Annotated in this window: 23 protein-coding genes and 1 tRNA gene; 12 read left to right on the top strand and 12 right to left on the bottom strand. The window is 67.8% G+C overall.

The annotated features are described in order from the left end of the window. Positions 1-9: 9 nt before the first annotated feature. The gene (locus tag G406_RS51370; protein ID WP_064743109.1) at positions 10-564 is read right to left on the bottom strand and encodes a sigma-70 family RNA polymerase sigma factor; all 555 of its coding nucleotides are present in this window, start codon (positions 562-564) and stop codon (positions 10-12) included. Positions 565-728: 164 nt separating this feature from the next. Between G406_RS51370 and G406_RS0132585 the strand changes: the two genes are divergently transcribed. The 3 genes from G406_RS0132585 (at position 729) to G406_RS0132595 (ending at position 5,630) form a co-directional block, all read left to right on the top strand. Then, the gene (locus G406_RS0132585; RefSeq protein WP_156935270.1) at positions 729-3,290 is read left to right on the top strand and encodes a helix-turn-helix transcriptional regulator; all 2,562 of its coding nucleotides are present in this window, start codon (positions 729-731) and stop codon (positions 3,288-3,290) included. 98 nt (positions 3,291-3,388) lie between these two features. Further along, on the top strand, positions 3,389-4,324 hold the full coding sequence (locus G406_RS0132590) for an aldo/keto reductase (RefSeq protein ID WP_281172583.1): 936 nt from the start codon (positions 3,389-3,391) through the stop codon (positions 4,322-4,324). 265 nt (positions 4,325-4,589) lie between these two features. Next, positions 4,590-5,630 carry a methyltransferase gene (locus G406_RS0132595; RefSeq protein ID WP_169736827.1) on the top strand — a complete coding sequence of 347 codons (1,041 nt, stop codon included), beginning with the start codon at positions 4,590-4,592 and terminating at the stop codon, positions 5,628-5,630. Between the two features lie 170 nt (positions 5,631-5,800). On the opposite strand, the gene G406_RS51375 is transcribed toward G406_RS0132595, so the two are convergent. Continuing rightward, complete coding sequence (locus tag G406_RS51375) at positions 5,801-6,622, bottom strand: methyltransferase domain-containing protein (RefSeq protein WP_084216525.1); 822 nt, start codon at positions 6,620-6,622, stop codon at positions 5,801-5,803. A gap of 120 nt (positions 6,623-6,742) precedes the next feature. After that, positions 6,743-7,408 carry an alpha/beta fold hydrolase gene (locus tag G406_RS0132605; RefSeq protein ID WP_169736828.1) on the bottom strand — a complete coding sequence of 222 codons (666 nt, stop codon included), beginning with the start codon at positions 7,406-7,408 and terminating at the stop codon, positions 6,743-6,745. Between the two features lie 58 nt (positions 7,409-7,466). On the opposite strand from G406_RS0132605, the gene G406_RS51380 reads away from it, so the two are divergent. Next, entirely contained in the window at positions 7,467-7,973 is a 507-nt protein-coding gene (locus G406_RS51380) for a GNAT family N-acetyltransferase (RefSeq protein WP_084216526.1), read from the top strand. Here G406_RS51380 and G406_RS58575 read toward each other — a convergent pair. Next, positions 7,957-8,370 carry an alpha/beta fold hydrolase gene (locus G406_RS58575; RefSeq protein ID WP_245607291.1) on the bottom strand — a complete coding sequence of 138 codons (414 nt, stop codon included), beginning with the start codon at positions 8,368-8,370 and terminating at the stop codon, positions 7,957-7,959. The genes G406_RS51380 and G406_RS58575 overlap by 17 nt on opposite strands. Next, entirely contained in the window at positions 8,337-9,779 is a 1,443-nt protein-coding gene (locus G406_RS59155) for an FAD-binding oxidoreductase (protein ID WP_051342984.1), read from the bottom strand. Before G406_RS59155 ends, G406_RS58575 begins: the two co-directional genes overlap by 34 nt. Before the next feature lie 203 nt (positions 9,780-9,982). Here G406_RS59155 and G406_RS54770 point away from each other — a divergent pair, with 203 nt between their 5' ends. Further along, on the top strand, positions 9,983-10,564 hold the full coding sequence (locus tag G406_RS54770) for a cupin domain-containing protein (protein WP_156935271.1): 582 nt from the start codon (positions 9,983-9,985) through the stop codon (positions 10,562-10,564). A 55-nt stretch (positions 10,565-10,619) separates the two neighbouring features. Beyond that, the gene (locus G406_RS54775; protein ID WP_169736829.1) at positions 10,620-11,417 is read left to right on the top strand and encodes a class I SAM-dependent methyltransferase; all 798 of its coding nucleotides are present in this window, start codon (positions 10,620-10,622) and stop codon (positions 11,415-11,417) included. Between the two features lie 104 nt (positions 11,418-11,521). On the opposite strand, the gene G406_RS54780 is transcribed toward G406_RS54775, so the two are convergent. Next, positions 11,522-12,112, bottom strand: a complete 591-nt coding sequence (locus G406_RS54780) for a TetR/AcrR family transcriptional regulator (RefSeq protein WP_051342987.1) — start codon at positions 12,110-12,112, stop codon at positions 11,522-11,524. 79 nt (positions 12,113-12,191) lie between these two features. On the opposite strand from G406_RS54780, the gene G406_RS0132635 reads away from it, so the two are divergent. Further along, positions 12,192-12,551 carry a nuclear transport factor 2 family protein gene (locus tag G406_RS0132635; RefSeq protein WP_028937049.1) on the top strand — a complete coding sequence of 120 codons (360 nt, stop codon included), beginning with the start codon at positions 12,192-12,194 and terminating at the stop codon, positions 12,549-12,551. 280 nt (positions 12,552-12,831) lie between these two features. On the opposite strand, the gene G406_RS0132640 is transcribed toward G406_RS0132635, so the two are convergent. Beyond that, a tRNA-Ile gene (locus G406_RS0132640) sits at positions 12,832-12,906 on the bottom strand. 66 nt (positions 12,907-12,972) lie between these two features. Here G406_RS0132640 and G406_RS57445 point away from each other — a divergent pair. Beyond that, a complete protein-coding gene (locus G406_RS57445) occupies positions 12,973-13,173 on the top strand; it encodes a hypothetical protein (protein WP_156935272.1) in 201 nt (66 codons plus the stop codon). Positions 13,174-13,273: 100 nt separating this feature from the next. Continuing rightward, positions 13,274-13,879 carry a response regulator transcription factor gene (locus G406_RS0132650; protein ID WP_028937050.1) on the top strand — a complete coding sequence of 202 codons (606 nt, stop codon included), beginning with the start codon at positions 13,274-13,276 and terminating at the stop codon, positions 13,877-13,879. A gap of 10 nt (positions 13,880-13,889) precedes the next feature. Here G406_RS0132650 and G406_RS0132655 read toward each other — a convergent pair whose 3' ends face one another. Together G406_RS0132655 and G406_RS0132660 are read right to left on the bottom strand one after the other, a co-directional pair. Beyond that, positions 13,890-14,138 (bottom strand): hypothetical protein, encoded by a 249-nt coding sequence (locus G406_RS0132655; protein WP_156935273.1) that lies wholly within the window; start codon positions 14,136-14,138, stop codon positions 13,890-13,892. A gap of 177 nt (positions 14,139-14,315) precedes the next feature. Next, complete coding sequence (locus tag G406_RS0132660) at positions 14,316-14,798, bottom strand: SRPBCC family protein (protein ID WP_169736830.1); 483 nt, start codon at positions 14,796-14,798, stop codon at positions 14,316-14,318. 89 nt (positions 14,799-14,887) lie between these two features. Here G406_RS0132660 and G406_RS0132665 point away from each other — a divergent pair, with 89 nt between their 5' ends. Together G406_RS0132665 and G406_RS0132670 are read left to right on the top strand one after the other, a co-directional pair. After that, complete coding sequence (locus G406_RS0132665; protein WP_028937053.1) at positions 14,888-15,823, top strand: NAD(P)H-binding protein; 936 nt, start codon at positions 14,888-14,890, stop codon at positions 15,821-15,823. Next, on the top strand, positions 15,820-16,458 hold the full coding sequence (locus G406_RS0132670) for a CPBP family intramembrane glutamic endopeptidase (RefSeq protein ID WP_245607292.1): 639 nt from the start codon (positions 15,820-15,822) through the stop codon (positions 16,456-16,458). The genes G406_RS0132665 and G406_RS0132670 overlap by 4 nt, the downstream gene beginning before the upstream one ends. Before the next feature lie 16 nt (positions 16,459-16,474). Here the strand turns inward: G406_RS0132670 and G406_RS0132675 are convergent, their stop codons facing one another. After that, positions 16,475-16,804, bottom strand: coding sequence for an ArsR/SmtB family transcription factor (locus tag G406_RS0132675; RefSeq protein WP_028937055.1), 330 nt, complete (start codon positions 16,802-16,804; stop codon positions 16,475-16,477). A 122-nt stretch (positions 16,805-16,926) separates the two neighbouring features. Here G406_RS0132675 and G406_RS51405 point away from each other — a divergent pair, with 122 nt between their 5' ends. Further along, a complete protein-coding gene (locus G406_RS51405; protein WP_051342988.1) occupies positions 16,927-18,132 on the top strand; it encodes an MFS transporter in 1,206 nt (401 codons plus the stop codon). On the opposite strand, the gene G406_RS0132685 is transcribed toward G406_RS51405, so the two are convergent. Both G406_RS0132685 and G406_RS54785 read right to left on the bottom strand, forming a co-directional pair. Continuing rightward, positions 18,129-19,352 (bottom strand): cytochrome P450, encoded by a 1,224-nt coding sequence (locus G406_RS0132685; protein ID WP_037079521.1) that lies wholly within the window; start codon positions 19,350-19,352, stop codon positions 18,129-18,131. The genes G406_RS51405 and G406_RS0132685 overlap by 4 nt on opposite strands. Before the next feature lie 46 nt (positions 19,353-19,398). Further along, entirely contained in the window at positions 19,399-20,031 is a 633-nt protein-coding gene (locus tag G406_RS54785) for a TetR/AcrR family transcriptional regulator (protein WP_051342989.1), read from the bottom strand. Positions 20,032-20,084: the final 53 nt, after the last annotated feature.

Genomic DNA, 20,084 nt, shown 5'->3' on the forward strand with positions numbered 1-20,084 from the left:
AGTCTCCGGTCATGCCGCCGACGGTAGGTCGACCCGCATGATCGAGCGCAACATCCGCAGCCCGTAGAACACGCGGCTCTTCACCGTGCCGACCGGGACATTCAGCTGGCGCGCCGCCTGGGTGGTCGTCTGATCTTTCAGATACGTTGCCTCGAGTGCTCGCTGGTGCACCTCGGGCAGTAGAGCCAACGCCTGGCGTACCACGTGGACAGAGAGAATCTGGCCGGTCGGTTCCGGCAGCGCGATGTCGCCGGCGACGTCGAGTGACTCGTCGTGGCGCATCCGGGCCGACCGGTAACCGTCCATTACCAGGTTGTGCGCGACTCGCATCAGCCACCCACGGACCGAGCCGTATTCGGGCGTGAGGCGTTCGCTGTGCTGCCAGGCGCGCAAAAAAGTTTCCTGTAGGACATCTTCCGCCCAGCCGTCGTCACCTCGGGTTAGCTGCCGGGCGTAAGCGAACACAGCGCCGCGGTATTCGTTGACGAGCGATTCCAGCCGCTCGCCCGCATCGTCGGCTGGATCAGCGGCGGGAAGCTTAGTCTCAGGGTTCTCGGGGTCCATCCGTTCTCCTCGCGTCCGGTGTAACGTCCGACGCGTGTGATCACATCGGCCCGGTGACGAGATCCACTGTGGTGAGAGAGGCCGCCGAGGTGACTGTTCGAAATGACCAGTCCTGTTCGTTCGACGCTGGCTATGCACCGAAGTGGAGCACTCGCCAGGTCGCCGTGCTGAACGAAGCTCTGTCGCGCGCCCGTGACGGGATCCCCACAGCGCTGCTCGTAGAGGGCCCGCCCGGTACCGGCAAGACGAGCTTTCTGCGCCACGTGGCGGCCGCGGCTGATGGGTTTCACGTGCTGTGGTTGCACGCAGCGGGCGACTGGCAGCAGCCTTACTTCGCACTTGTCGAGTGGGCGGTGTTGGGGGGACAGCCCGATCCGGACCTCACCTCGTTGCAGGCGGCCAGGATGCTCCGGTCCTGGATGGAACAAATCCGCCGCGGTGCTCCGGTGCTGATCGTGATCGACGATCTGGAGTTCCTCGACCCCGAGTCGAGCGACATGATCGCTCGCCTCGTCGAGCGCACGTTCTCCGATCGGTTCCTGGTCGCGGCGGCCGCTGGTTCTCTGGCCGACCGCGCTCTGGAACCGTGGAACCGCCTGGCGCTCGATGCGGATCGCGCGATCAGTCTCGAGCTGACCGGATTAGACGAGCGAACCGCCGCCGATGTGGTGGCCTCGGCCTGGCCCGAGGCCGACGATGAGGTGAGCCGACGCCTGTGGGAGCACACTGCCGGTAACCCGCTGTGGCTGCGAACCATCCTGCACGAACATCCGCTCGAGGCGATCCGCGACTCCGAAGAACTACCCGCACCGCGAGAGTTGGGGCGTACCCTCGCCGCCCGTCTACTGCGTCTCGATGTCGACAGTGCCTCGTTGCTGCGGGCCGTGGTCGTCCTCGGTGACCAGTGGGCCCCGGTGCGCACGGCAGGCGCACTAGCCGGCCTGGCTGACCCGACCGCCGCCGCCGCGAGACTTCACGGCTTGGGCCTGCTGCTGTCCCGAGGCCCCGCGCAGCGGTCGCAGCTGCGGATCGCCAGCGGGGTCCTGCGCACGGCGACCGCCGACAGCATCCCGCCGGCCGAGCTGCGTGCCCTGCATCGCCACGCCTCGGCTCTGGTCGACTCGCCGATCGAGGCGCTGCGGCACCGCTTTCTCGCGGTCGAGGGCCACGACGACGAGCTCGCGTCCGAGTTGGCGGCCTCGGCCTGGTCGATCCACCTGACTCGGCGATTCCGGGAGGCGAGCCGGGTGGGGATGTGGGCGAGTGCTGTGAGTTCGGATCCCGCCGACCGTGAGCGGCGTTTGCTGGAGGCGTTGTTCGACGGTGTGCTGGCCCGCGATGTCGAGTGGGTCGAGCGGCGACTCGCCCGGATCGGTTTCGCCCATGACGAGGCGCGGCGCAAGCTGGTGGCCGGATTTGCCCTGGTCGGCCAGCGGCGGTGGTCCCGGGCCTCGTCGGTGCTGATGTCGATTCCGACCGCGGCGGTCGAGGCGACCGACCAGCGGACCCGGTTTCGGCTGCACGTTCTGCGGGCGTGGACCCAGCTGGTCACCGGCGGATCGGCCGATCGGGCCCGCGGGGAGTTGGAGTTGGCGGGTGCGCAGTCCGTGCTCGACCCCTGTCTGAGCGGGTACTTCGGATTTGCCAGTGCGGTGGCGGCCGATGTGGGAGTGGCCGGTCCTCCCTCTGGTCTGCTCGACGGACTCGAACTCGCCGGCGCTTGGCGAGGAGCTGCCGCGGCGGTGAGTGGCCTTCCTGATGTCGCGGTCCGCAACCTCGAACCGTTCGCAGCTCGGATCGACGACGGTCTGGTCGCTATGGGCGAAGGGGAATTCCACGCTCTGCTCGGGTACGCGCACTGGCTGCGCGGGGACTGGCCGCGGGCACGCGAGCTGGTCAGGGCGGGCCTCGCGGCCCGCTACGGCCTGGAGAACCCTATGGTCAGCGCCGTGGCCGCGCTGGCGCACCTGGAAACCCGCACGCTGGACCCGTATCGCGACCGGGCGAGGACGACGCTGCGGGAGGCCCCCTGGCCACCGGCCATTTCGATGGCCGCGACCGTCGAGTTCTTGTCGCTGCGTCTCAGTGGCCGGCACGACGAGCAGCGCAGCTATCTCGATGAGCTGCACGCCGACTTCGGTACGGTCACCTGGACGGGCGCCGAGCCGTCGCTGTGGCTGCTGACCCTCGGTTTGATGAACGCCGCTACCGATCGCTCGAGTGCGGTCCGTGATCTCGCGGAGCGGTTGGCAACCAGCCGAACCCCGATCATCTGGCGCGAAGCGGGTGTTGCCTGGCTGCGCGGATTGAGCGCCGAGCTGGCTGGTGATCTCACCGAAGCGGCTCGCTCACTGAGTGAGGCGCGTACACACGGAATGGCCGAACTACGGGTCCACGCCGTTCTGTTGGCTCGCGACCTCGCTCGCGTCCGGCGTGGTCTCGGCGATGCGAGCGGCGCCGCCAGCGCACAGCGTGCGGCCGACAACCAGCTGGCCGAGGTAGACACGGCCGGGTGGACGATCACGCCGACCACTGATCCGTTGGCGGCGTTGAGCGACCGGGAGCGAGAGGTCGCCGACCTACTCACCCAAGGGTTCAGCTACGCGCAGATCGCCGAGCGACTCTACGTCGCCCGCAGCACCGTGGCCTTCCACCTATCCAACATCTACGCCAAGACCGCCACCGGATCACGCCACGAACTGATCGAACTGGTCCGCCGAGGCTGAACCCAACCGCTCTCAGGAAGCGTGTCGTGTCGGGTGTGATGTGACGGCGAGAGGATGATCGAGTGGAGTTCACAAGGCTGGGGTGTACCGGGGTCGAGGTGTCTCGGATCTGTCTGGGGTGCCTGAGCTTCGGGGTGCCTGACCGTGGGGGGTATCCGTGGTCGATGGACGTCGACGCGGCGAAGCCCTTCTTCGCTCAGGCTCTCGATGCAGGAATCAACTTCTTCGATACCGCCGACTTCTACTCCGAAGGCACCAGCGAGGAGATCACCGGGCGCTGGCTGGGCGAAATGGCGAACAGGGACGAGATAGTCCTCGCCACCAAGGTCTGGGCACGGGTGCGGCCCGGACCCAACGGGGCGGGGTTGTCGCGCAAGGCGATCATGCGGGGGATCGACGCGTCACTGCGGCGGCTGGGGACGGACTACGTCGACCTGTACCAGATCCACCGTTGGGACTACGACACGCCGATCGAGGAGACCCTCGAAGCGTTGCACGACGTGGTGAAGGCAGGCAAAGCGCGTTACATCGGGGCGTCGTCGATGTGGGCCTGGCAGTTCTCGAAGGCCCTACACGTTCAGGAGCAGCATGGCTGGACGCGGTTCGTCACCATGCAAAACCATTACAACTTGCTCTACCGCGAGGAGGAGCGCGAGATGCTTCCGCTCTGCCGGGACGCAGGTATCGGCTCAATCCCGTGGAGCCCGCTGGCCCGGGGGAAACTCACGCGAGACTGGGACGCCACCACCGAACGCGCGTCCACCGACAGCTTCATCGCGGACTCCTACCCCGACTCGGATCGTCGTATCGTCGAGAAGGTCGCGGAGATCGCTGAACGACACGGAGTTTCCCGCGCCCAAGTGGCGCTGTCCTGGGTAGCGAGCCGATCCGTGGTCACGGCGCCGATCGTCGGGGCGACCAAGCCACATCACCTCACCGACGCGGTCGCCGCGATCGACATCGACCTGGACGACGCCGAGGTCGTCGAGCTCGAGCAGCACTACATGCCGCGCCCCGTCGCCGGTCATGCTTGAGCCCCGCCGTCAGGTCACGTCGCAGGTGGTGGTGTGAGTCCAGGGCTTTGTCGGCGTGTCTGAGCACGTCGAAGGGCCATCGCATGACGCTCTGCGAGTATCGACCAAAGTTTCCGTAGAGCGCACTGGGGCTGCGCTACGACCCGCGCCGAGCTCACGCTCCCAATCCGTTGGTGAACCTGGGACAGGTGAACCCGAGGCGGCTCGCCGGCCGTGAGCCAAGCAGATGGGCCACAGGGGCTCAGCCAACGTGAATGGGGCGGGAATGACGCGGGAGATGCCTGAGGCCGGGATTGTCGCGGGACCGCCGCCGAGTGCGGTGATGATGCAACTGCTGGGAGGCTTCCAGGTATCGCAGGCCATCTACGTGGTCGCGGTCTTGGGAGTAGCCACGATCCTCGAGCAGGAGGGCCCACAGACCGTCGCCGACCTTGCCGAGCGCACCGGCGCCAAGGATGAGCCGCTGCACCGGCTCATCCGGACCCTCGCGCCGCTCGGGGTCTTCACCATCGACGGTGAGTACGTCAACGTCACGCCAGTCGGGACCACTCTCTCAGAGAAGCACCCACAGTCTCTGCACGGCATCGCTCGCATGTGGATGGAAACCCACTACCTGCCCTTCAGCGAGCTGCTCCACAGTGTGCGGACCGGCCACCCGGGCTCCGACAAATACCTCGGTGAGCCGTTCTTCGACTGGATCGCCAACGACCCGCTGCGAGAGGTTCTGTTCAGCCAGGCGATGGCTGACGTCACCTCGAGCCTGCGCACCGGCATGTTCGACGACTACCAACTCCCGGCAGGCCGCACGGTCGCCGACATCGGCGGATCCGACGGCAGCGTGCTCGTCGAACTGCTCACCCACGACGGCGACGCCGGCCGCCGCGGCATCCTGTTCGATCGGCCCACCACGGTGCCCGCGGCACGGCCCGTCCTGTCCGCTGCCGGCCTCACCGACCGGATTGAGGTGCGTGCCGGAGACTTCTTCATCGAGGTCCCGCCAGCGGACATCTACGTCCTGAGCGCCATCCTCCACGACTGGGACGACAACGCCTGCCAGCTCCTCCTCGGTAGCATCGCTGCCGCAGGGGCGCCCGGAGCTCGCCTGCTAGTGATCGAGGGCGTGGTCCCCGAGGGTGACGAACCGCATCTGACCAAGGCCATCGACCTGACGATGCTGGGCATGTTGACCGGCAAGGAGCGTACCGAGAAGGAGTATCGCGACCTGCTCCATCGTGCCGGTTTCACCCTCGACCGCATTGTCCCCACACGCAGTCCTCTCTCGGTCCTCGAAGCCACGCTGCGCTGATCATTTGATCAGGCGCCCCGTGTTCGACAGCGATGCGACGCCCGCACGAAGGTCTCTTGCACGACATCTCCTGCCCAGTCGTCGTCCGGCCTCGGTCAGGTTGCGGTGGTCCGGGAGGCGCACCGGATCAGCCAGCGACCAGAGCCCGCCAGGCCTGGCATCGGGGTGTGTCAGCCACGCGGATCCCCCTCGACCCGGGCCCACACACTGGTGAGCTCCTGCGTGTAGAGAACGCATCCGTGGTCGGCCGCCTCTTCGAGGAGTCGTTCACGGAACTCCCGGATCTGTTGCCGGGTGGCCGCACCGGACGCCACTGCCAGCGGGCCGACCGAGCTGAGGGTCTGCGCCAGATAGCGGGGCACGAGGCTCTTGCTATCGCCGATCACGGCGACGGCGACGGCGACGGCGTTCACGTCGGCAAGTCCGGCGCGGGTGAACATCGCGGGGAGATGTTCGCCGATATCGGCGTCCAGACCGGCGTACGCGGACAACATGGACATCCAGCCGACCCAGTCCAGCATCGCCGGTATCTGCGGCACGGCGCGTACCCGGCTACAACTGATCTCCTGGAACACGATGAGCCCGCCAGGACGCACACACCTAGCCAGGCGAGCCAGCGCCGCGGCCGGATCAGAAAGGTGCAGCAGGACGAGCCGCCCAGCCACCGCGTCGAAGGATTCGCCCGGCACGAGTTCAGTGAGATCCCCTGCGCGGTAACCGACGTTGGACAGACCACTCGCCCGCGTGTGCTCCTCGGCGACCTCCAGTGACGCCGGGTCGTTGTCGATACCGAGCACACTTCCGGCGGGGCCGACCAGTTCGGCCAGCAGCCGTGTCGTTGCGCCGGTGCCGCATCCCACGTCCAGCACATGATCACCTGGCCCGACGCCGGCTTGACGGAACAGATTCGTCGAATGCGGCGAGAAGACCCGGTCCTGCATGTCGAGTCGCTCTCGCTCGCCAGCCGTCCGGCCCATCGCGTACCCGCTCATACCGTAAACACGCGGTCGGACCAGCTGAGGTTCACAGCCGGCTGCGCCTTCTGGCTCACGCTGGGGCCAGCGGTCGTCGGGAACGACTTCGCGGACATCGCCGAGGTGCCCGGAGCGGTGTCACAGACAATCGAGGATGACGCTGGCGGTGAGGTCAGGAGCGCTGAGGTAGGGCGAGTGTCCAGTCTCGATGGTCACGACATGTCCGCACCGTTGCGCGAATTCGCTGGCCAGCGATGCCGGCCAGGTGCGGTCATGTCGTGTCGAGACGTACAGCGACGGCGTGGTCTTCCATGCGGCCGAGGTCGGGCTCAGTTCGAAATTCAGCGGCGTGTCAGGACGCAGCAGCTCGACAGCGTGGTCCGCGACCTCCGGCGGACAGTCCGAATAGAACAGGTCCCTCGCCGCCGCGGGAGCGATCCAGGCGCTCGACCCGTCGACGGAAAGCTGAAGCGCCCGCAAGAAATCCGAGCTCGCGGCCGGATCGTCAGCGCCGACCTTCGCCAGCATGCCGCCGGCCGTCTCGTCGACGTCGAGCACCCAACCCGACAGGAAGACGACATGGCGTGCGCCGTGCAGCGCGCCGGCGACCGCGCCGCCGAATGAATGGCCCACGACTACCGGCGGCGAAGCCGCTTGATCGACGATGTCCTGGACCAGCGCAATGCTCCTCGTGAGGGGAAGCATGCCGATGTCCGGCACGGTCACGCTGCTCGCGACCTTCCTGAGACGGCTGACCAGCTCCGCGTAGTGGGCGGGTTGGTGGTACGAACCGTGTACCAGCACGATCGGAGTCCTCGACAAGAATTCCACCTCCTGGTTCGGGCGGGTTAGGGCGAACCCCATGAACGTTCCGGCGGGCGCGCCGCGTGCGCGGGGTATGGATGATGTCGAGATCGTCGAGACTGATCCGGCCGACCGGGCGGTGCGCTACTGCCTGCGCAGCTTTTTCGCTGAGCTCGACGAGCACTTCGACCAGGGGTTCGACGTCGAGCGCAGCATCAGCGCCAATGACGACCAGTTGCGTCGACCGGCTGGCGTTCTGCTGATTGCGCGGCGCGCGGGAGAACCAGTCGGCTGCGGTGCGCTCGTGGCGCGTGAGGGCGGCCGCGTATGCGACATCAAACGTATGTGGGTGGACGGCGACGCCCGCGGCGTCGGGCTGGGGCGGCGGCTCCTCGGGGAGCTCGAGGCACGCGCGTCCGCGATGGGCGCTCACCAGGTTCAGTTGGAGACCAATCGCGCGCTGGTGGCGGCGATCAACCTCTATCGCTCGGCCGGTTACGTCGAGGTGCCCGCGTTCAGCGACGAGAGCTATGCGCACCACTGGTTCGTCAAACGTCTCCGGTGACCGCAAGGACCCGTCTTCGATGCTCATCCGAGCGCGAGAATCCGCTCGATGTTCCGCTGCTCGAACGAGGCCGCGGGAAGTTGTTCGGGGCCGAGCTCCCCGGCGAGGACTGGTCCAGCCGTCGTTCATCGGATAGAACGCGCACGGCCCGGTGGGAATGCAGCGAAACTGATAGGCCTTCAGGAGGTCGTTCTGTCTCGTCGAGCCCGTGAAGCGACCCTTCTGGGCGATATCGTGCAAAAGGTAGCGCCGGACGATCCCGATTGCGCGCCAGGTCAGGGTGCAGGTGGGCCAACTCGACCGCCACCGCGCCCCCGAGGGAGTGCCCGACGACGGCGGCGCGTTCGACCGATTCGGCATCGGTCACCGCGGCGACGTCGCGGGCGAACTCCCGCATGGTCCGGGTGGCACGGTCGAAGGTGGAGTTGCCGTGCCCGGCGAGGTCGACGGTGTCGAGCCCTCCGGTGACGCGGGCGTCCGGCTGTGGCCGGGTAGAGGCGTGGCGCTGAATACGCCCGTGGGATCGATGCGGGACTTGATCGCGAGTAGCCGCTCGGTCCCGTCCCCGTAGGCGTGGCTGATCTGTTCGTGGTCCTGTGAGCTGAGCAGGTTGACGTATCCGCCGGGCATAGCGTCCTCGGCGAGCGATCGATGAACCCGGTCGGCCCAGTCGGCGTCCGCCGGGCCATCTGCCGGCCAGAGCGCGACGATCTCGACCAGGTGATGCGGTCGACGCTCACCAAAGGCGGCGCTGGTCGCGGGGATCCGCGTGGCCGCGCCATGGAAAGGATGGATCGAGAGCGCGGACAGCGCAGAGGATCGGGACGAGCCGGCCTCGATCAGCTTTCGGACCACAGAAGGGGAGAACCTCGCTACGTTTCTGGTCCGGATGCGCGCATGACGTCCGGGGGGAAATGATTCGGCCACCCCCGCGATCATCGTGCTCCAGGCCGTCGGGCCCACGTTCGAGGAGGTCGCCGTGCCCAGGCGCTGCAACGGCGCCACGGCCTCAACTCCCCGCTCCAGTGACCCGCTCCAGGTCGGCATGATGGCCACGAATGGTTCGCCGTCGGGGCCCGTAGCGATGATCGTTTGAACGCTGAGCTCGTCAGAGGCCGCCGCGAGCAGTGGGTCCAGCCGCGTGAGCACCGACTCGGCCTGAGACCACGGATAGATGATCATTCCGGTGTGGACCGGGCCGAGGCGGTGCAGGCGCACGGTTGCGGCGGTCACGACCCCGAAGTTGCCCCCGCCCCCGCGCAAGGCCCAGAGCAGGTCCGGATCGTGCCCGGCATCGACCGTGCGCACGGACCCATCGGCCGTGACCAGCTCCGCGGCGACCAGGTTGTCGCACGCCAGCCCGAAGCGTCCTTCCAACGGGCCGTAGCCGCCCCCCAGGCTCAGGCCAAGCACGTGTACCGAGCCGACGGTGCCGGTGACTGGAGTCAATCCGAACGATTCGGTCTGTCTCGCCAGTGCATCCGATCTGACTCCGCCGCCGATCCGTGCGGTCTGGGACGCGACATCGACATCGACAGAATCCATGAGCGAGATATCGATGACCAGGCCACCATCGCGGAGGGCGCGGCCCTGCCAGTCGTTCCCGCCGCTGAACACCGACAGCGGCAGGCCCAGCACGGTGGCGATACGCACCGAGGCCTGCACGTCGGCCGTGGTGCGGCACTGCGCGACAAAGGCAGCTCGGGAGGTCACCCCGGCGTTCCACATCGGTAGCGCTGCATTCGGGAGCAGCTGTGAAGGCTCCAGGCCACAGCTGACGGCAACGGTCTTGTACGACTCGGCCATGAGCACTCTCCTTCCCCGTGGGCCAGTGCAGTCACGGATTGAGGGGACAGCGGCAGTCGAGGGTGGAAGTTGGTGTTCCAACTGGGTTCTTGATCCCCTTTCCTCAATGGGTGTCGAAGTTGTCACGGGTAGCGAGCGGTCGTCGGTTCAGACCGGTTGTTGAGAACCAGTTCGACGGCTGTGGTTGCGCGGGTCTTCGGCACGTGCCGGTGGGGGAGCACTACCGCTTTGTGGTGTGCTCCGAGGCGGCAGGGCGGGTGCCCTCGACGACCGGATCCGATATCGATCCTCCGGCCGGGCTGGACTCTGAACCCGCTGCGCCCTCGGCGACGTGTACCTGGAACGTGCCGCACCGGCTAGCGAAAGAAGTGCTTACCATGCGAATTATCCGCTTCTCGGATGCGTCCGACGGCGGCTCAGTCTTCTCGGAGCTCGAACTCACGTTCCCCGAGCGTGACTTCGACCAATTCGGGGGTACGTATCAGCTCTCGAAGGCTCTCAATCCCACCTGTGCGGTCATCGTCGATCTGCCGAGCGAGCTCGATCAGAGCTGGCATGTGGCGCCCGACCGCCAGTTCGTGATCCTGCTGACCGGATGCCTCGAGGTGGAGACGACCGACGGACAGACCCGACGCTGGAACCCGGGCGACATCTTCATGGCCGACGACACGAGCGGAAAGGGACATCGGACCCGCGTCGTAGACGGCCCGGTCCGGCTGGTCTTCATGCGGATGCCGGCTAATTTTGACGTGCAGAGCTGGTCCGCTGAGGAACGCCCGAGCTGAGAACAGGCTGGCAGATCGTGCTGATCCTGGCTTCTTCCCGACTGGAGCACATTACGTGAGCTATGAATACGCATTGTCCAACGTCTGGGAAAAGGCGTCGGAGCGTCTCTCCACGCTCGAGGCTACGTATGACCGGACCAGTTTCCCGAGACTGGACACACTCGGGATTCCCCTCGGGGGGCGGTGCCTGGAGGTCGGTGCCGGTGCCGGATCGGTCGCCCGTCACCTGGCTGATCGGGTCGGTCCCGCCGGGTCCGTGGTCGCCACCGATATCGACGTGAGCCTGCTGACCGATCTTCCGCCGAATGTCGAGGTGGTCGAGGCGGACATCAGCACCGCGGGGTTCGCGGCCGAGACGTTCGACGTCGTGCACACCCGGCTTGTTCTCAACCATGTTCCTGCGCGGGTCGCCGCGCTGCGCACTCTGCTCGGTCTCGTGAAGGTCGGCGGACGCGTCCTGCTGGAGGAAGGCGATGTCTTCCCCACAGATGCCGCGGGGAACGAGCTCCACGGCAGAGTGCTGGCCGGGTTGTGGGCGGGTCTCGGCGCGAGGGGAGCCGACGTACGGTTCGGGCGCGAACTGCCCCGGTTGCTCACCGAGACCGGCATGCTCGACGACATCGATGTCACCTGCGTCGTACCGGTGTCCGAAGGTGGCTCGCCGGGTGCGGGCTTCTTGCTCGGTTCGCTGACGCAGGTCGAGGAACTCGGACCCTTGACCGACGTCGGCGACGATGACCTCCGACTCTGGAAACAGCTCATCGCCACCCCTGGGCGATGGTTCCCGGGACTCGGGCTCTACCAGGTGTCAGGATGCCGGCTCGCCTCTTCGCGTTCCCGCCACAGCCGGTAGATCACTGCCGGAAGCAGAGCTGCTCGCCGTGGCCGCGGCGGGCCGGAGGCAGGTTGGCAATCGGGTCTTTCGGGGATGACCACGCTGGCGCCAGTGGCGACGAACTACTCCGCGGCAGGTGAGGGCGCGTCACCGTCTCCGGTGGTTCGGACGAGCTCGGTGAGGGCAGCGATAAACCGTTCTTGATCGACAGGGATGGTGTTGGCTGTCAACGCGGCCAGGCCTATCAGTGCGGCGAGGGTGAGCTGAGCCGACGCCCGCGCCGTCGCATTGCCGGCCTGGGCGGCGCGACCCTCGGCGAGTAACCGGGCGAGGTGGTCCTCCAGGCGCAGGTGTGTGGCAACGACGCGCTCGCCCAGGTCGGGAACGAGGACGGCCTCACCCCAGATCTGGATCGCCATCCGCGCGTGGGGCTCGCCCGGTCCCACCCGCCCGGCGAGTCGGGACAGTAGTTGCTCAGGCGGCTCGACGGGGAAGCTCCCGTCGACCTCGCCGCCCTGTCCTTCGCAGACCGCGAGCACCAGGTCGCTCTTGCTCGGGAAGTACCGGTAGACCGCACCCATGGACAGGCCCGAGGCGCGCACGATGTCCTTCATTGTCGTGCGCGCGAACCCGTGTGCGGAGAACAGACCTCGGGCGGCCTCGACGATCTGCTCCCGGCGTGCCGCCAGATGGGCGTCATTGACCCGAGGCATGTCATGCCACCTTTCATAAATAGAGCGAGCGCTCGTTTTATGCTAGCGTCACTGTAGCGCTCCGAGGAGGTGCACCACGATGACACCACCCGTCTCAGTCAGCAGACTGCGCGAGGCGATCAACTCCCACGACCCGCACCGGGTCGCGGAGTGCTTCGCTCCGGACTACCAATGCGAGACGCCCCTGCATCCCGCACGCGGCTTCACCGGCTCGGCAACGGTCTTGCGGAACTGGACCGCTCTGTTCGCCACTTTCGCGCGGCTGCAAGCAACGGTGACCCGCACCGCCACCGACGGCGACGAGACCTGGTCGGAATGGGAGATGACGGGCACCAGCGCCGATGGGACCGTCACGCTCCTGCGCGGCCCCGTCATCTGGACAGAGGTCAACGAGGTCATCACCTGGGCCCACTTCTACCTCGACCGCGTGGACACCTGACGCTGGGCCGAGAACCCGGCCAGCACAGGGGCAGGCGTACTGACGTTCCGCCCGGACCACTGCCACGTTCGATCCGGACGTGTCCATCGGCGAACGTCTCAGGCTCGAGTGGCGCCAGGGACGGTGAGTGCGCGCTCGGTGCTCCCCGAGGTGGCGACCGCCGCGGCTGAAGCGGCGGCTTTGGTGTCCGCAGGCCGGTGTCTCGTACCGGCGTTGTCACACCGTTGTCACAGGTCAGGTCATATAAGCGGAATATGCGGCAGAACCGCCGGTCAGATAGTGGGGCGGGTGGGGCTCGAACCCACGACCTGACGGATTATGAGTCCGCTGCTCTGACCAGCTGAGCTACCGCCCCGGCGGAGCAGACATTATCGCAACGCCGGGGCGTGCCTGGGAGCTGCCCGGAACGCCGCGATCGTTGATGATCGACTTCGGTGTCCACCCCATGGGATTTCGCCGCCGATGGAGTGAAGGTTGGCAATACAACCGAGGGCTGTTGGAACAAATAATCAACGGACAGGAAGTCGGGGGTATCTCAAGTGGTGTCCGTGTCGTTGATGTGGGTGTGACCGCCGGTGCGGTCATCACCGTGCGTGATCAGGTGGCGGTCATCCGGCACTGATGTGGGTGGGCACTGCGCGGTGTACGTCTCCTTGGGCTTCCTGCGGGCCGCCCATGGGGTCTCGAATCGTAGGTCGCGGGGGCGGCCGGGGGAGGGCTTTGTGTCCACAGTTCTGGTGTGTGAAGACCGGCGACAGGTGCGGGACGGCCTGGTCAGGGCGCTGACGCAGGTGGCTGGGGTCGACCGGGTCGACTACGTGGGTTATGAGGGGCTGCTGGAGCGCTACTCGCGGTCCCCGATGGACATCGTGCTGATGGCGACCAACCGGGGTGCGCCGGTCGGCGTGGAGACCGCGCGGCGGTTCATCGCCGCATGCCCTCGGGCCAACGTGATCATGTTCGGTTCGCGCGACGACATCGGTGGCGTCACGGCCGCGATCGCCGCGGGCGCTCGGGGATTCCTCCGGTGGGACGCCGCGCACCCGCAGGTCGTCGCCACGCTGGCGCACGCGCTGACCAGCCCGGCCGCCCAGGATGCGGCGGTGGGCGGCAGGCCGACCTCGGAGCGCGCGGTGTCTCTGACCGAACGTGAGCTGCAGGTCCTGCGTGGGATGAGCGAAGGCAAGACCAACGGGCAGATCGGCAAGGACCTGTTCCTGTCCGAGGACACCATCAAGACGCACGCGCGGCGCCTGTTCCGCAAGCTGCAGGCGCAGGATCGCGCGGAGGCCGTCGCGCGCGGGTTCCGTCGAGGTCTGGTCGTCTGACCCGCGGCGGTTAGGCCCGTAGGCCGGGCATCGGGTCCAGGGACAGGGGCGTGCCCGACCATGTGGGATGGCCCGGCCCCTGGGCGCGCCGGCGAGCATTCGATTCGACGTACTCGCCGACGGTGATCCGTGTCCGCGCGGGCGGTGCGTCGTGCGCGACGGCAGTCTGTCTGTCTCGGGCTGGCATCGCGCCGCGGATTCCGACGACGACCAGGGCCAGACCGGCGAGCAGCAGCATGAGCCACGCGCCCCCGATCATGAGTATGAACGCTAAAGCGATGTCGGCCATCTGTCTGCCCCCGCGTCGGCTGTCCCCGGTCGCTGAGCGTGAAAGCTCAGTGAGTGACCCTCACACGAGTACTACCCAGGTGGCGAACGCTCTCACCGTGTAGAGCAAGGGACCACCCACTAGAGCATGTGGGTTAACGCGAAGGGGTTACCGCCGCGCGGTGCGGGACACGCCCAGATGGTCCAGCAGGTTGACGGCGAAGCGGTCGCCGGTGCGCTGGATGGTGGATTCCATGATCCGGGTGACGGCCGGTGTGGCGAGCTTCGACAGTGGCAGCTCGACGTGCAGCGTCAGGCTGATCGCGAGATGGGTGCCGCCGTCCACATCGGTCAGCTCGTAGGTGCCCTCGGCGCCGGTGCGTTCCACCGTTCCGTTCGGCGGCTCGTGCGTGTAGTCGATGCGGCGTCCCTCGTCGAACCGCATGCGTTCGGTGAACGTGGTGCTGATCCCGACGCCGAAGACCGCGATCCGGACCATGTGCCAGCGCCACACGTCGCCGTCGGCGTCGATCCGGCGCAGTAGCGGGGTCAGCTTGGGCAGCAGCACCGGATCGGTCAGCACCGCCCAGATGTCGGCTCGCTCAGCGGCGACGACGGCCTCGGACGTGTTGGTAGCGGAGAAGCGGGTCACCACACAGCTTTCCCGTTCCTGGCCGGTTCATGCTGTGACCTGACCCAATGTCAGGTTCCGGGGCGCGGGGAGGGGGTACTACATCCATCATGCGTGTTCTGGTGACAGGTTCGTCCGGTTTTGTCGGCTCTCGACTGTGTCCGGCTCTCGAGGAGGCCGGGCACGAGGTGACGGCGATGACCCGGCGGCCGGGGTCGTACGAAGGCACTGGAACAGCGGTGTACGGCGACGTCCACGACCCCGTCTCGTTGCGCGAGGCACTGCGGGACTGCGACGCCGCCTACTACCTCGTGCATTCGCTCGACGACGCCCGGTTCGCCAGGAAGGATGCCGACGCGGCACGGGCGTTCGCCGAGGCCGCCGCCGACGCCGGGATCGGCCGGATCATCTACCTGGGCGGGCTCGGCGACAGCGCGGAGACCCTGTCCCCGCACCTGCGCAGCCGCCGGGGTGTCGAGCAGCTGCTCGGCTCGGCCGGGGTGCCGGTCACGACGCTGCGGGCCGGCATCGTCGTCGGCCACGGCGGTATCTCCTGGGAGATGACCCGCCAGCTGGTCGAGCGGGTGCCGCTGATGATGGCGCCCACCTGGGTGAACACCCTGACCCAGCCGATCGCGATCAGCGACGTCGTACGCTACCTGGTCGGTGTGCTCGCGCTGGACGACGCGGAGGACCGCACGTTCGACATCGGCGGACCGGATGTGCTCGCCTACGCCGACATGATCCGGCGGGTCGCCGCGATCGAGGGACGACCGATGCTGGTCGTCCCCGTCCCGCTGCTCTCCTTGGCGCTCACCCCGCCGCTGTCCTGGTGCTGGCCGTCGTCGCAGTGGCTGTCGCTGAGCCTGTGGCTGGTCACCGACGTGAACGTGCGGGCAGCGCGCACCCTGTTGGGCTCGATGAACACCGAGGTCGTCGTCCGCGACACGAGCATCCGCGACCTCGTACCCTTCGAGCCCATGAGCTACGACCGAGCGGTGCTGGAAGCGCTGCGCGAGCGCCGGACGCTGGTGGGCGCCGCGTGAACCGACTCGCGGTGGACGAGGCACGACGTCGTCGACGCACGTTCGTCGCGGTGACCGGGATCGCCGGCGCGGGGGTGCTGAACGCCTCGCTGCGCAGCGAGGCGGACTCGCCTCGGTTCTACGGTCTGACGCTCGGGGTGGCCGCCATCTGGGCCGGTGGCGGACGCGCATCCGGGCGGGTGCACCGAGGACGCGGGGCCAGTGAGCCACGCGCGGTGGTCGCGCCGGTTCTGCTCGGCGCCGGGGCGTTCGCCGGGTTCTACCTCGCCGCGCTGGTCGCGCGCCGCATCCCGATGCTGAACGGTCCGATCACCCGGCTGCTCGGGTACGCCCACGAGGGCTCGGCCGGACTCGTCCTGTTCACGACGCTGGCCAACGGCGCCGCCGAGGAGATCTTCTTCCGGGGCGCGGTGTACGACGTGATCGGCGAGCGCAAGGTCCTCGTCTCGACCGCTCTGTACTCGCTGACCACGATCGCCACGCGTAACCCCGCCCTGGTGCTCGCCTCGATCGTGATGGGCACGATCTTCGGGCTCCAGCGCCGGGCCACCGGGGGAGTCCAGGCGCCGATCCTCACGCATCTGACCTGGTCGGCGCTGATGCTGCGGTTCATGCCGCCGTTGTTCAAGGACTAGCTGTCTGACCGGTGTCCTACGCACGTGCCGCGGTGCGGTGTGCAAGAGCGGTCAGCACCGCATCGAGTAGACCGGGGAACCGCGCGTCCAGGTCGTCGCGGCGCAGCTCGACCAGCCGGGTGCGGCCGTCGAGCCGGGTCAACGTCACGCCTGCCTCGCGGAGCACCTGATAGTGGTGCGACATCGTCGACTTGTGCAGATCGATGCCGCTCGCGGCGGCCGTGCAGGCGAGCCCGGGAGTGCGCGCGAGGCGCGCGACGATCTCCAGGCGGACCGGGTCGGCCAGCGCGTGCATGACCTGCGCCAGCTCGATGTCCTCCGTGGCGGGCTGCCAAGGCTCGCGCATCAGGCCACCTGCGTTCTCATGGCGACGTAGGCTACCCCACAGTCGGATTGTTGGAAATTTACCCAATCGTGGACTAGTTTGGCGATGGTCCAACCATCAGACAGGTCTGAGGGGGCCGCTTGATGTCCGCGCGTACCTATTTGCTCGCCGGTGGTTCGTTCGCCGTCGGGACCAGCGCATATGTCGTGTCCGGGGTACTTCCGGCGGTGAGCTCGGACCTGCACGTGTCGCTCACCGCCGCGGGTCAGCTGTCGACCGCGTTCGCGCTGAGCTACGCGGTCGGTGCGCCGCTGCTGGCCACGGTCACGGCGCGATGGGAGCGGCGGACCCTGCTGTTCGTGGCGTTGCTGGTGGCCGGTCTGGGCAACGGGCTCGCGGCGCTCGCGCCGAACTACCCGCTGTTGCTCGCGGCCAGGGTGATCGCGGCCTTCGGTGCGGCCGTCTACACGCCCGCCGCGACCTTGGTGGCGACCGGCCTGCTACCCGCCGCCGAACGGGGCCGGGCGGTCGCCGTGGTGTTCGGCGGCCTGACCATGGCCATGGTGGTTGGCGTCCCGCTGGGGAACCTGCTGAGCGGCAGCCTCGGGTATCGGGGCGTGTTCGGGGTCATCGCGCTGGTGTGCCTGATCGCCGCCGCGCTGGTCGTCTTCCTGCTGCCCAAGGTCGCCCCCGCGGCGCCGGTGGCGCTGCGTGAACGGTTCGCGGTCGCGGCCGATCGGCGCGTGTTGATCATGCTCGCGATCACCATCTTCGGTGTCCTGGGTGCCATGAGCGTCTACACCTACGTCGTGCCGCTGCTCGGCGCGACCGCCGGCGTGAGCGGGCCGATCGTCGGTGTGTTGCTGCTGGCCTACGGCGTCGGCGGCGTGGTCGGCAACACGCTGGGGGGCTTCGCGACCGACCGGATCGGTGCGATGCGCACCCTGATGATCACGATGGTCGGGTTCGTCGTCGCGGTGGGCACGCTTCCGCTGACCGCGACGACGGTGGTCGGCGCCGGGTTCGCGCTGTTCGCCTGGAGCGCGTTCACCTGGGCCTTCAACCCGCCCGTGCAGAACCTGCTGATCGAGCTCGCGCCGGAGGGAGGGCTGCTGCTCTCGATCAACGCGTCGGCGATCTACTTCGGAGCCGGGCTGTCCGGGGTGGTCGGCGGTCTGGTGATCAGCGCTGTCGGTCCCATCGCGCTGCCGGTGATCGCGTCGGGCCTCGGTGTCGTGGTGATCGGCCTGGTGCTGGTGCTGCGCTCGGTCATGGCGAAGACGCCCGCGCCGTCCACCGCGCCCGTCGAGGTGTGTCCGGCGGGCGCGGTGGAGCTGGAGCACCGTTAGGCGCCGACCGGCTTGTGCGGGGTGTACTTCACCGGCAGGTTCGTCGGCCCGGAGATGAAGCTCGACGCCAGCCAGGTCGGTTCAGCGGTCGCCTCGAGGTCGGTGAACCGGCTCAGCAGCTGGCTCATCATCTGGTTGATCTCGATCCGCCCGAAGTGTGAGCCGAGGCAGAAGTGCGCTCCGCCGCCGCCGAACGCCACGTGCTCGTTCGGCGTGCGATCGAGGACCAGCTCGTCGGGCCGCTCGAACACCTTGTCGTCCCGGTTCGCCGCGCCGTAGTACAGCGCGACCTTGTCGCCCTTCGCCAACCGCACGCCACCGAGCTCGGTGTCGGACATCAGCGTGCGGCGCATGTAGATGACCGGGCTCTGGAACCGCAGCAGCTCGTCCACCGCGGTCGGCATCAGCGTCGGCATCTCGGCGCGCAGCCGGGCGAGCGTATCGGGCCTGCGGAGCAGGTTCGCCGTCGCGCCGCCGATCAGGTTCCGGGTGGTGTCGCCGCCCGCGTTGACCAGCAGCATGAAGAACGACGCGAACTCCTGCTCGGTCAGTCGCTGGCCGTCCACCTCGGCGACGACGAGACGGCTGGCGAGGTCGTCGGTCTGCTTCTCCAGCTTGTCCGCGCGGACCTGGTTGGCGTAGCCGATGATCTCCATCATCGCGGCCGAGCGCTGTTCCTCGGTGACCGCGTCCGGCGCCGAGTGCATGATCTCGGTCAGCTCGTAGAGCCGCACACCGTCCGCCCTGGGGATGCCGACCAGCTCGGCGATCACGTACGAGGGCAGCTTGCCCGCGATGTCCAGGACCAGGTCGCACTCGCCCCACTCGCACACCTCGTCGAGGATGCTGCGGACGGTGTCGCTGATCGAGTCGATCCACAGCGCGGCGCGCTTCGGGGTGAACAGGCCGCCGACGAGCCGTCGGTAGAACGAGTGCTTGGGCGGGTCCATCGCCAGCATCATCGTCCGGAAGAACTCCAGCTCCTCCGGCGGGAAGTCGGTCAGCAGGATGCCGCCCTCGGCGCTGGAGAAGACCTCCGGTGCCTTGCTGGCCTGGCGGACGAGCTCGTAGTCGGTGATCGCCCAGAAGCCGGGGCCGTCCGGCTCCTCGTGGCGGTACACCGGCGCGTTCTCCCGCAGCCAGCGATACTGCTCGACGGGATGTCCTCCTGCGAAGGACTTCGAGCTCAACAGGTCGATACCGACGGCGGTGGCGGTCATGGGTGATCTCCTCGGTGGGTGGTGGGGGCGGTGCTGCAGTGCTGGGTCATTCGAGCGCGGCGATCATGACTCGGGTGATCTCGTCGACGATCTCGTGCCGATCGAGCTCGACGGCGCCCCGGAGCCACGCGGTCATCGCCTCGGTGACACCGGCGACGACGATGAGTGCGGCGAGTGCCCGGCGGCGGTCCGGCACCGTTGTCGGCGGCCACGGCTCCGATCGCCGCGGCGTCGAGTCCGCGTGCAGGTGCTCGACGAGCAGCCGGGTGTAGAGGTCGAAGGCCACGTCACGGCGAGCGCGTAGCGTCGGCTGGCCGGGGGCCTCGACGTAGAGCCGGGCCCTGCGCACGTCGCGCTGGAAGAAGTCGATCAGCAGGCTCACGATCGTGTGCGCCCGATGCGCCACCGTGGGGTCCGTGGCGTCGAGCGCGGCCAGGATCTCGGCGAGCAGCTCGGTGAAGATGTCGTCGATGACCTCGGCGAGCAGCGCGTCGAGGTCGGCGAAGCCCTCGTAGAAGTAGCGCTTCGTCAGCCCGGCCCTGGCGCTGACCGCTTCGACCGTGAGGTCGGTGACGCCGTTGTCCCCGACGACGTCCAGGCACGCGGACTTGACCTTCTCGCGCCGCTGCGCACGCCGGTCCTCCGCGCTCACGCCACGGTAGGGACGAACGGCGGTCACGGTGCCTCCACGGCGCTGGAAGAAGTGACACGACGTCGTGTCACATGCACTTC

It is taken from the genome of Actinospineispora spinosispora DSM 44797 (assembly GCF_000429025.1).
GTDB lineage: Bacteria > Actinomycetota > Actinomycetes > Mycobacteriales > Pseudonocardiaceae > Pseudonocardia > Pseudonocardia spinosispora.

Bases quoted from the DNA above. Each gene is read 5' to 3' on its own strand.
- G406_RS59155 (WP_051342984.1), bottom strand. From the start codon at position 9,779: ATGGCCGAGTCGTACAAGACCGTTGCCGTCAGCTGTGGCCTGGAGCCT.
- G406_RS51375 (WP_084216525.1), bottom strand. From the start codon at position 6,622: ATGAGCGGGTACGCGATGGGCCGGACGGCTGGCGAGCGAGAGCGACTC.
- G406_RS0132595 (WP_169736827.1), top strand. From the start codon at position 4,590: ATGACGCGGGAGATGCCTGAGGCCGGGATTGTCGCGGGACCGCCGCCG.
- G406_RS0132665 (WP_028937053.1), top strand. From the start codon at position 14,888: ATGCGTGTTCTGGTGACAGGTTCGTCCGGTTTTGTCGGCTCTCGACTG.
- G406_RS0132655 (WP_156935273.1), bottom strand. From the start codon at position 14,138: ATGATCGGGGGCGCGTGGCTCATGCTGCTGCTCGCCGGTCTGGCCCTG.
- G406_RS0132675 (WP_028937055.1), bottom strand. From the start codon at position 16,804: ATGCGCGAGCCTTGGCAGCCCGCCACGGAGGACATCGAGCTGGCGCAG.
- G406_RS51380 (WP_084216526.1), top strand. From the start codon at position 7,467: ATGAACGTTCCGGCGGGCGCGCCGCGTGCGCGGGGTATGGATGATGTC.
- G406_RS0132635 (WP_028937049.1), top strand. From the start codon at position 12,192: ATGACACCACCCGTCTCAGTCAGCAGACTGCGCGAGGCGATCAACTCC.
- G406_RS51405 (WP_051342988.1), top strand. From the start codon at position 16,927: ATGTCCGCGCGTACCTATTTGCTCGCCGGTGGTTCGTTCGCCGTCGGG.
- G406_RS58575 (WP_245607291.1), bottom strand. From the start codon at position 8,370: ATGCGGGAGTTCGCCCGCGACGTCGCCGCGGTGACCGATGCCGAATCG.
- G406_RS51370 (WP_064743109.1), bottom strand. From the start codon at position 564: ATGGACCCCGAGAACCCTGAGACTAAGCTTCCCGCCGCTGATCCAGCC.
- G406_RS0132685 (WP_037079521.1), bottom strand. From the start codon at position 19,352: ATGACCGCCACCGCCGTCGGTATCGACCTGTTGAGCTCGAAGTCCTTC.
- G406_RS57445 (WP_156935272.1), top strand. From the start codon at position 12,973: ATGATCGACTTCGGTGTCCACCCCATGGGATTTCGCCGCCGATGGAGT.
- G406_RS54780 (WP_051342987.1), bottom strand. From the start codon at position 12,112: ATGCCTCGGGTCAATGACGCCCATCTGGCGGCACGCCGGGAGCAGATC.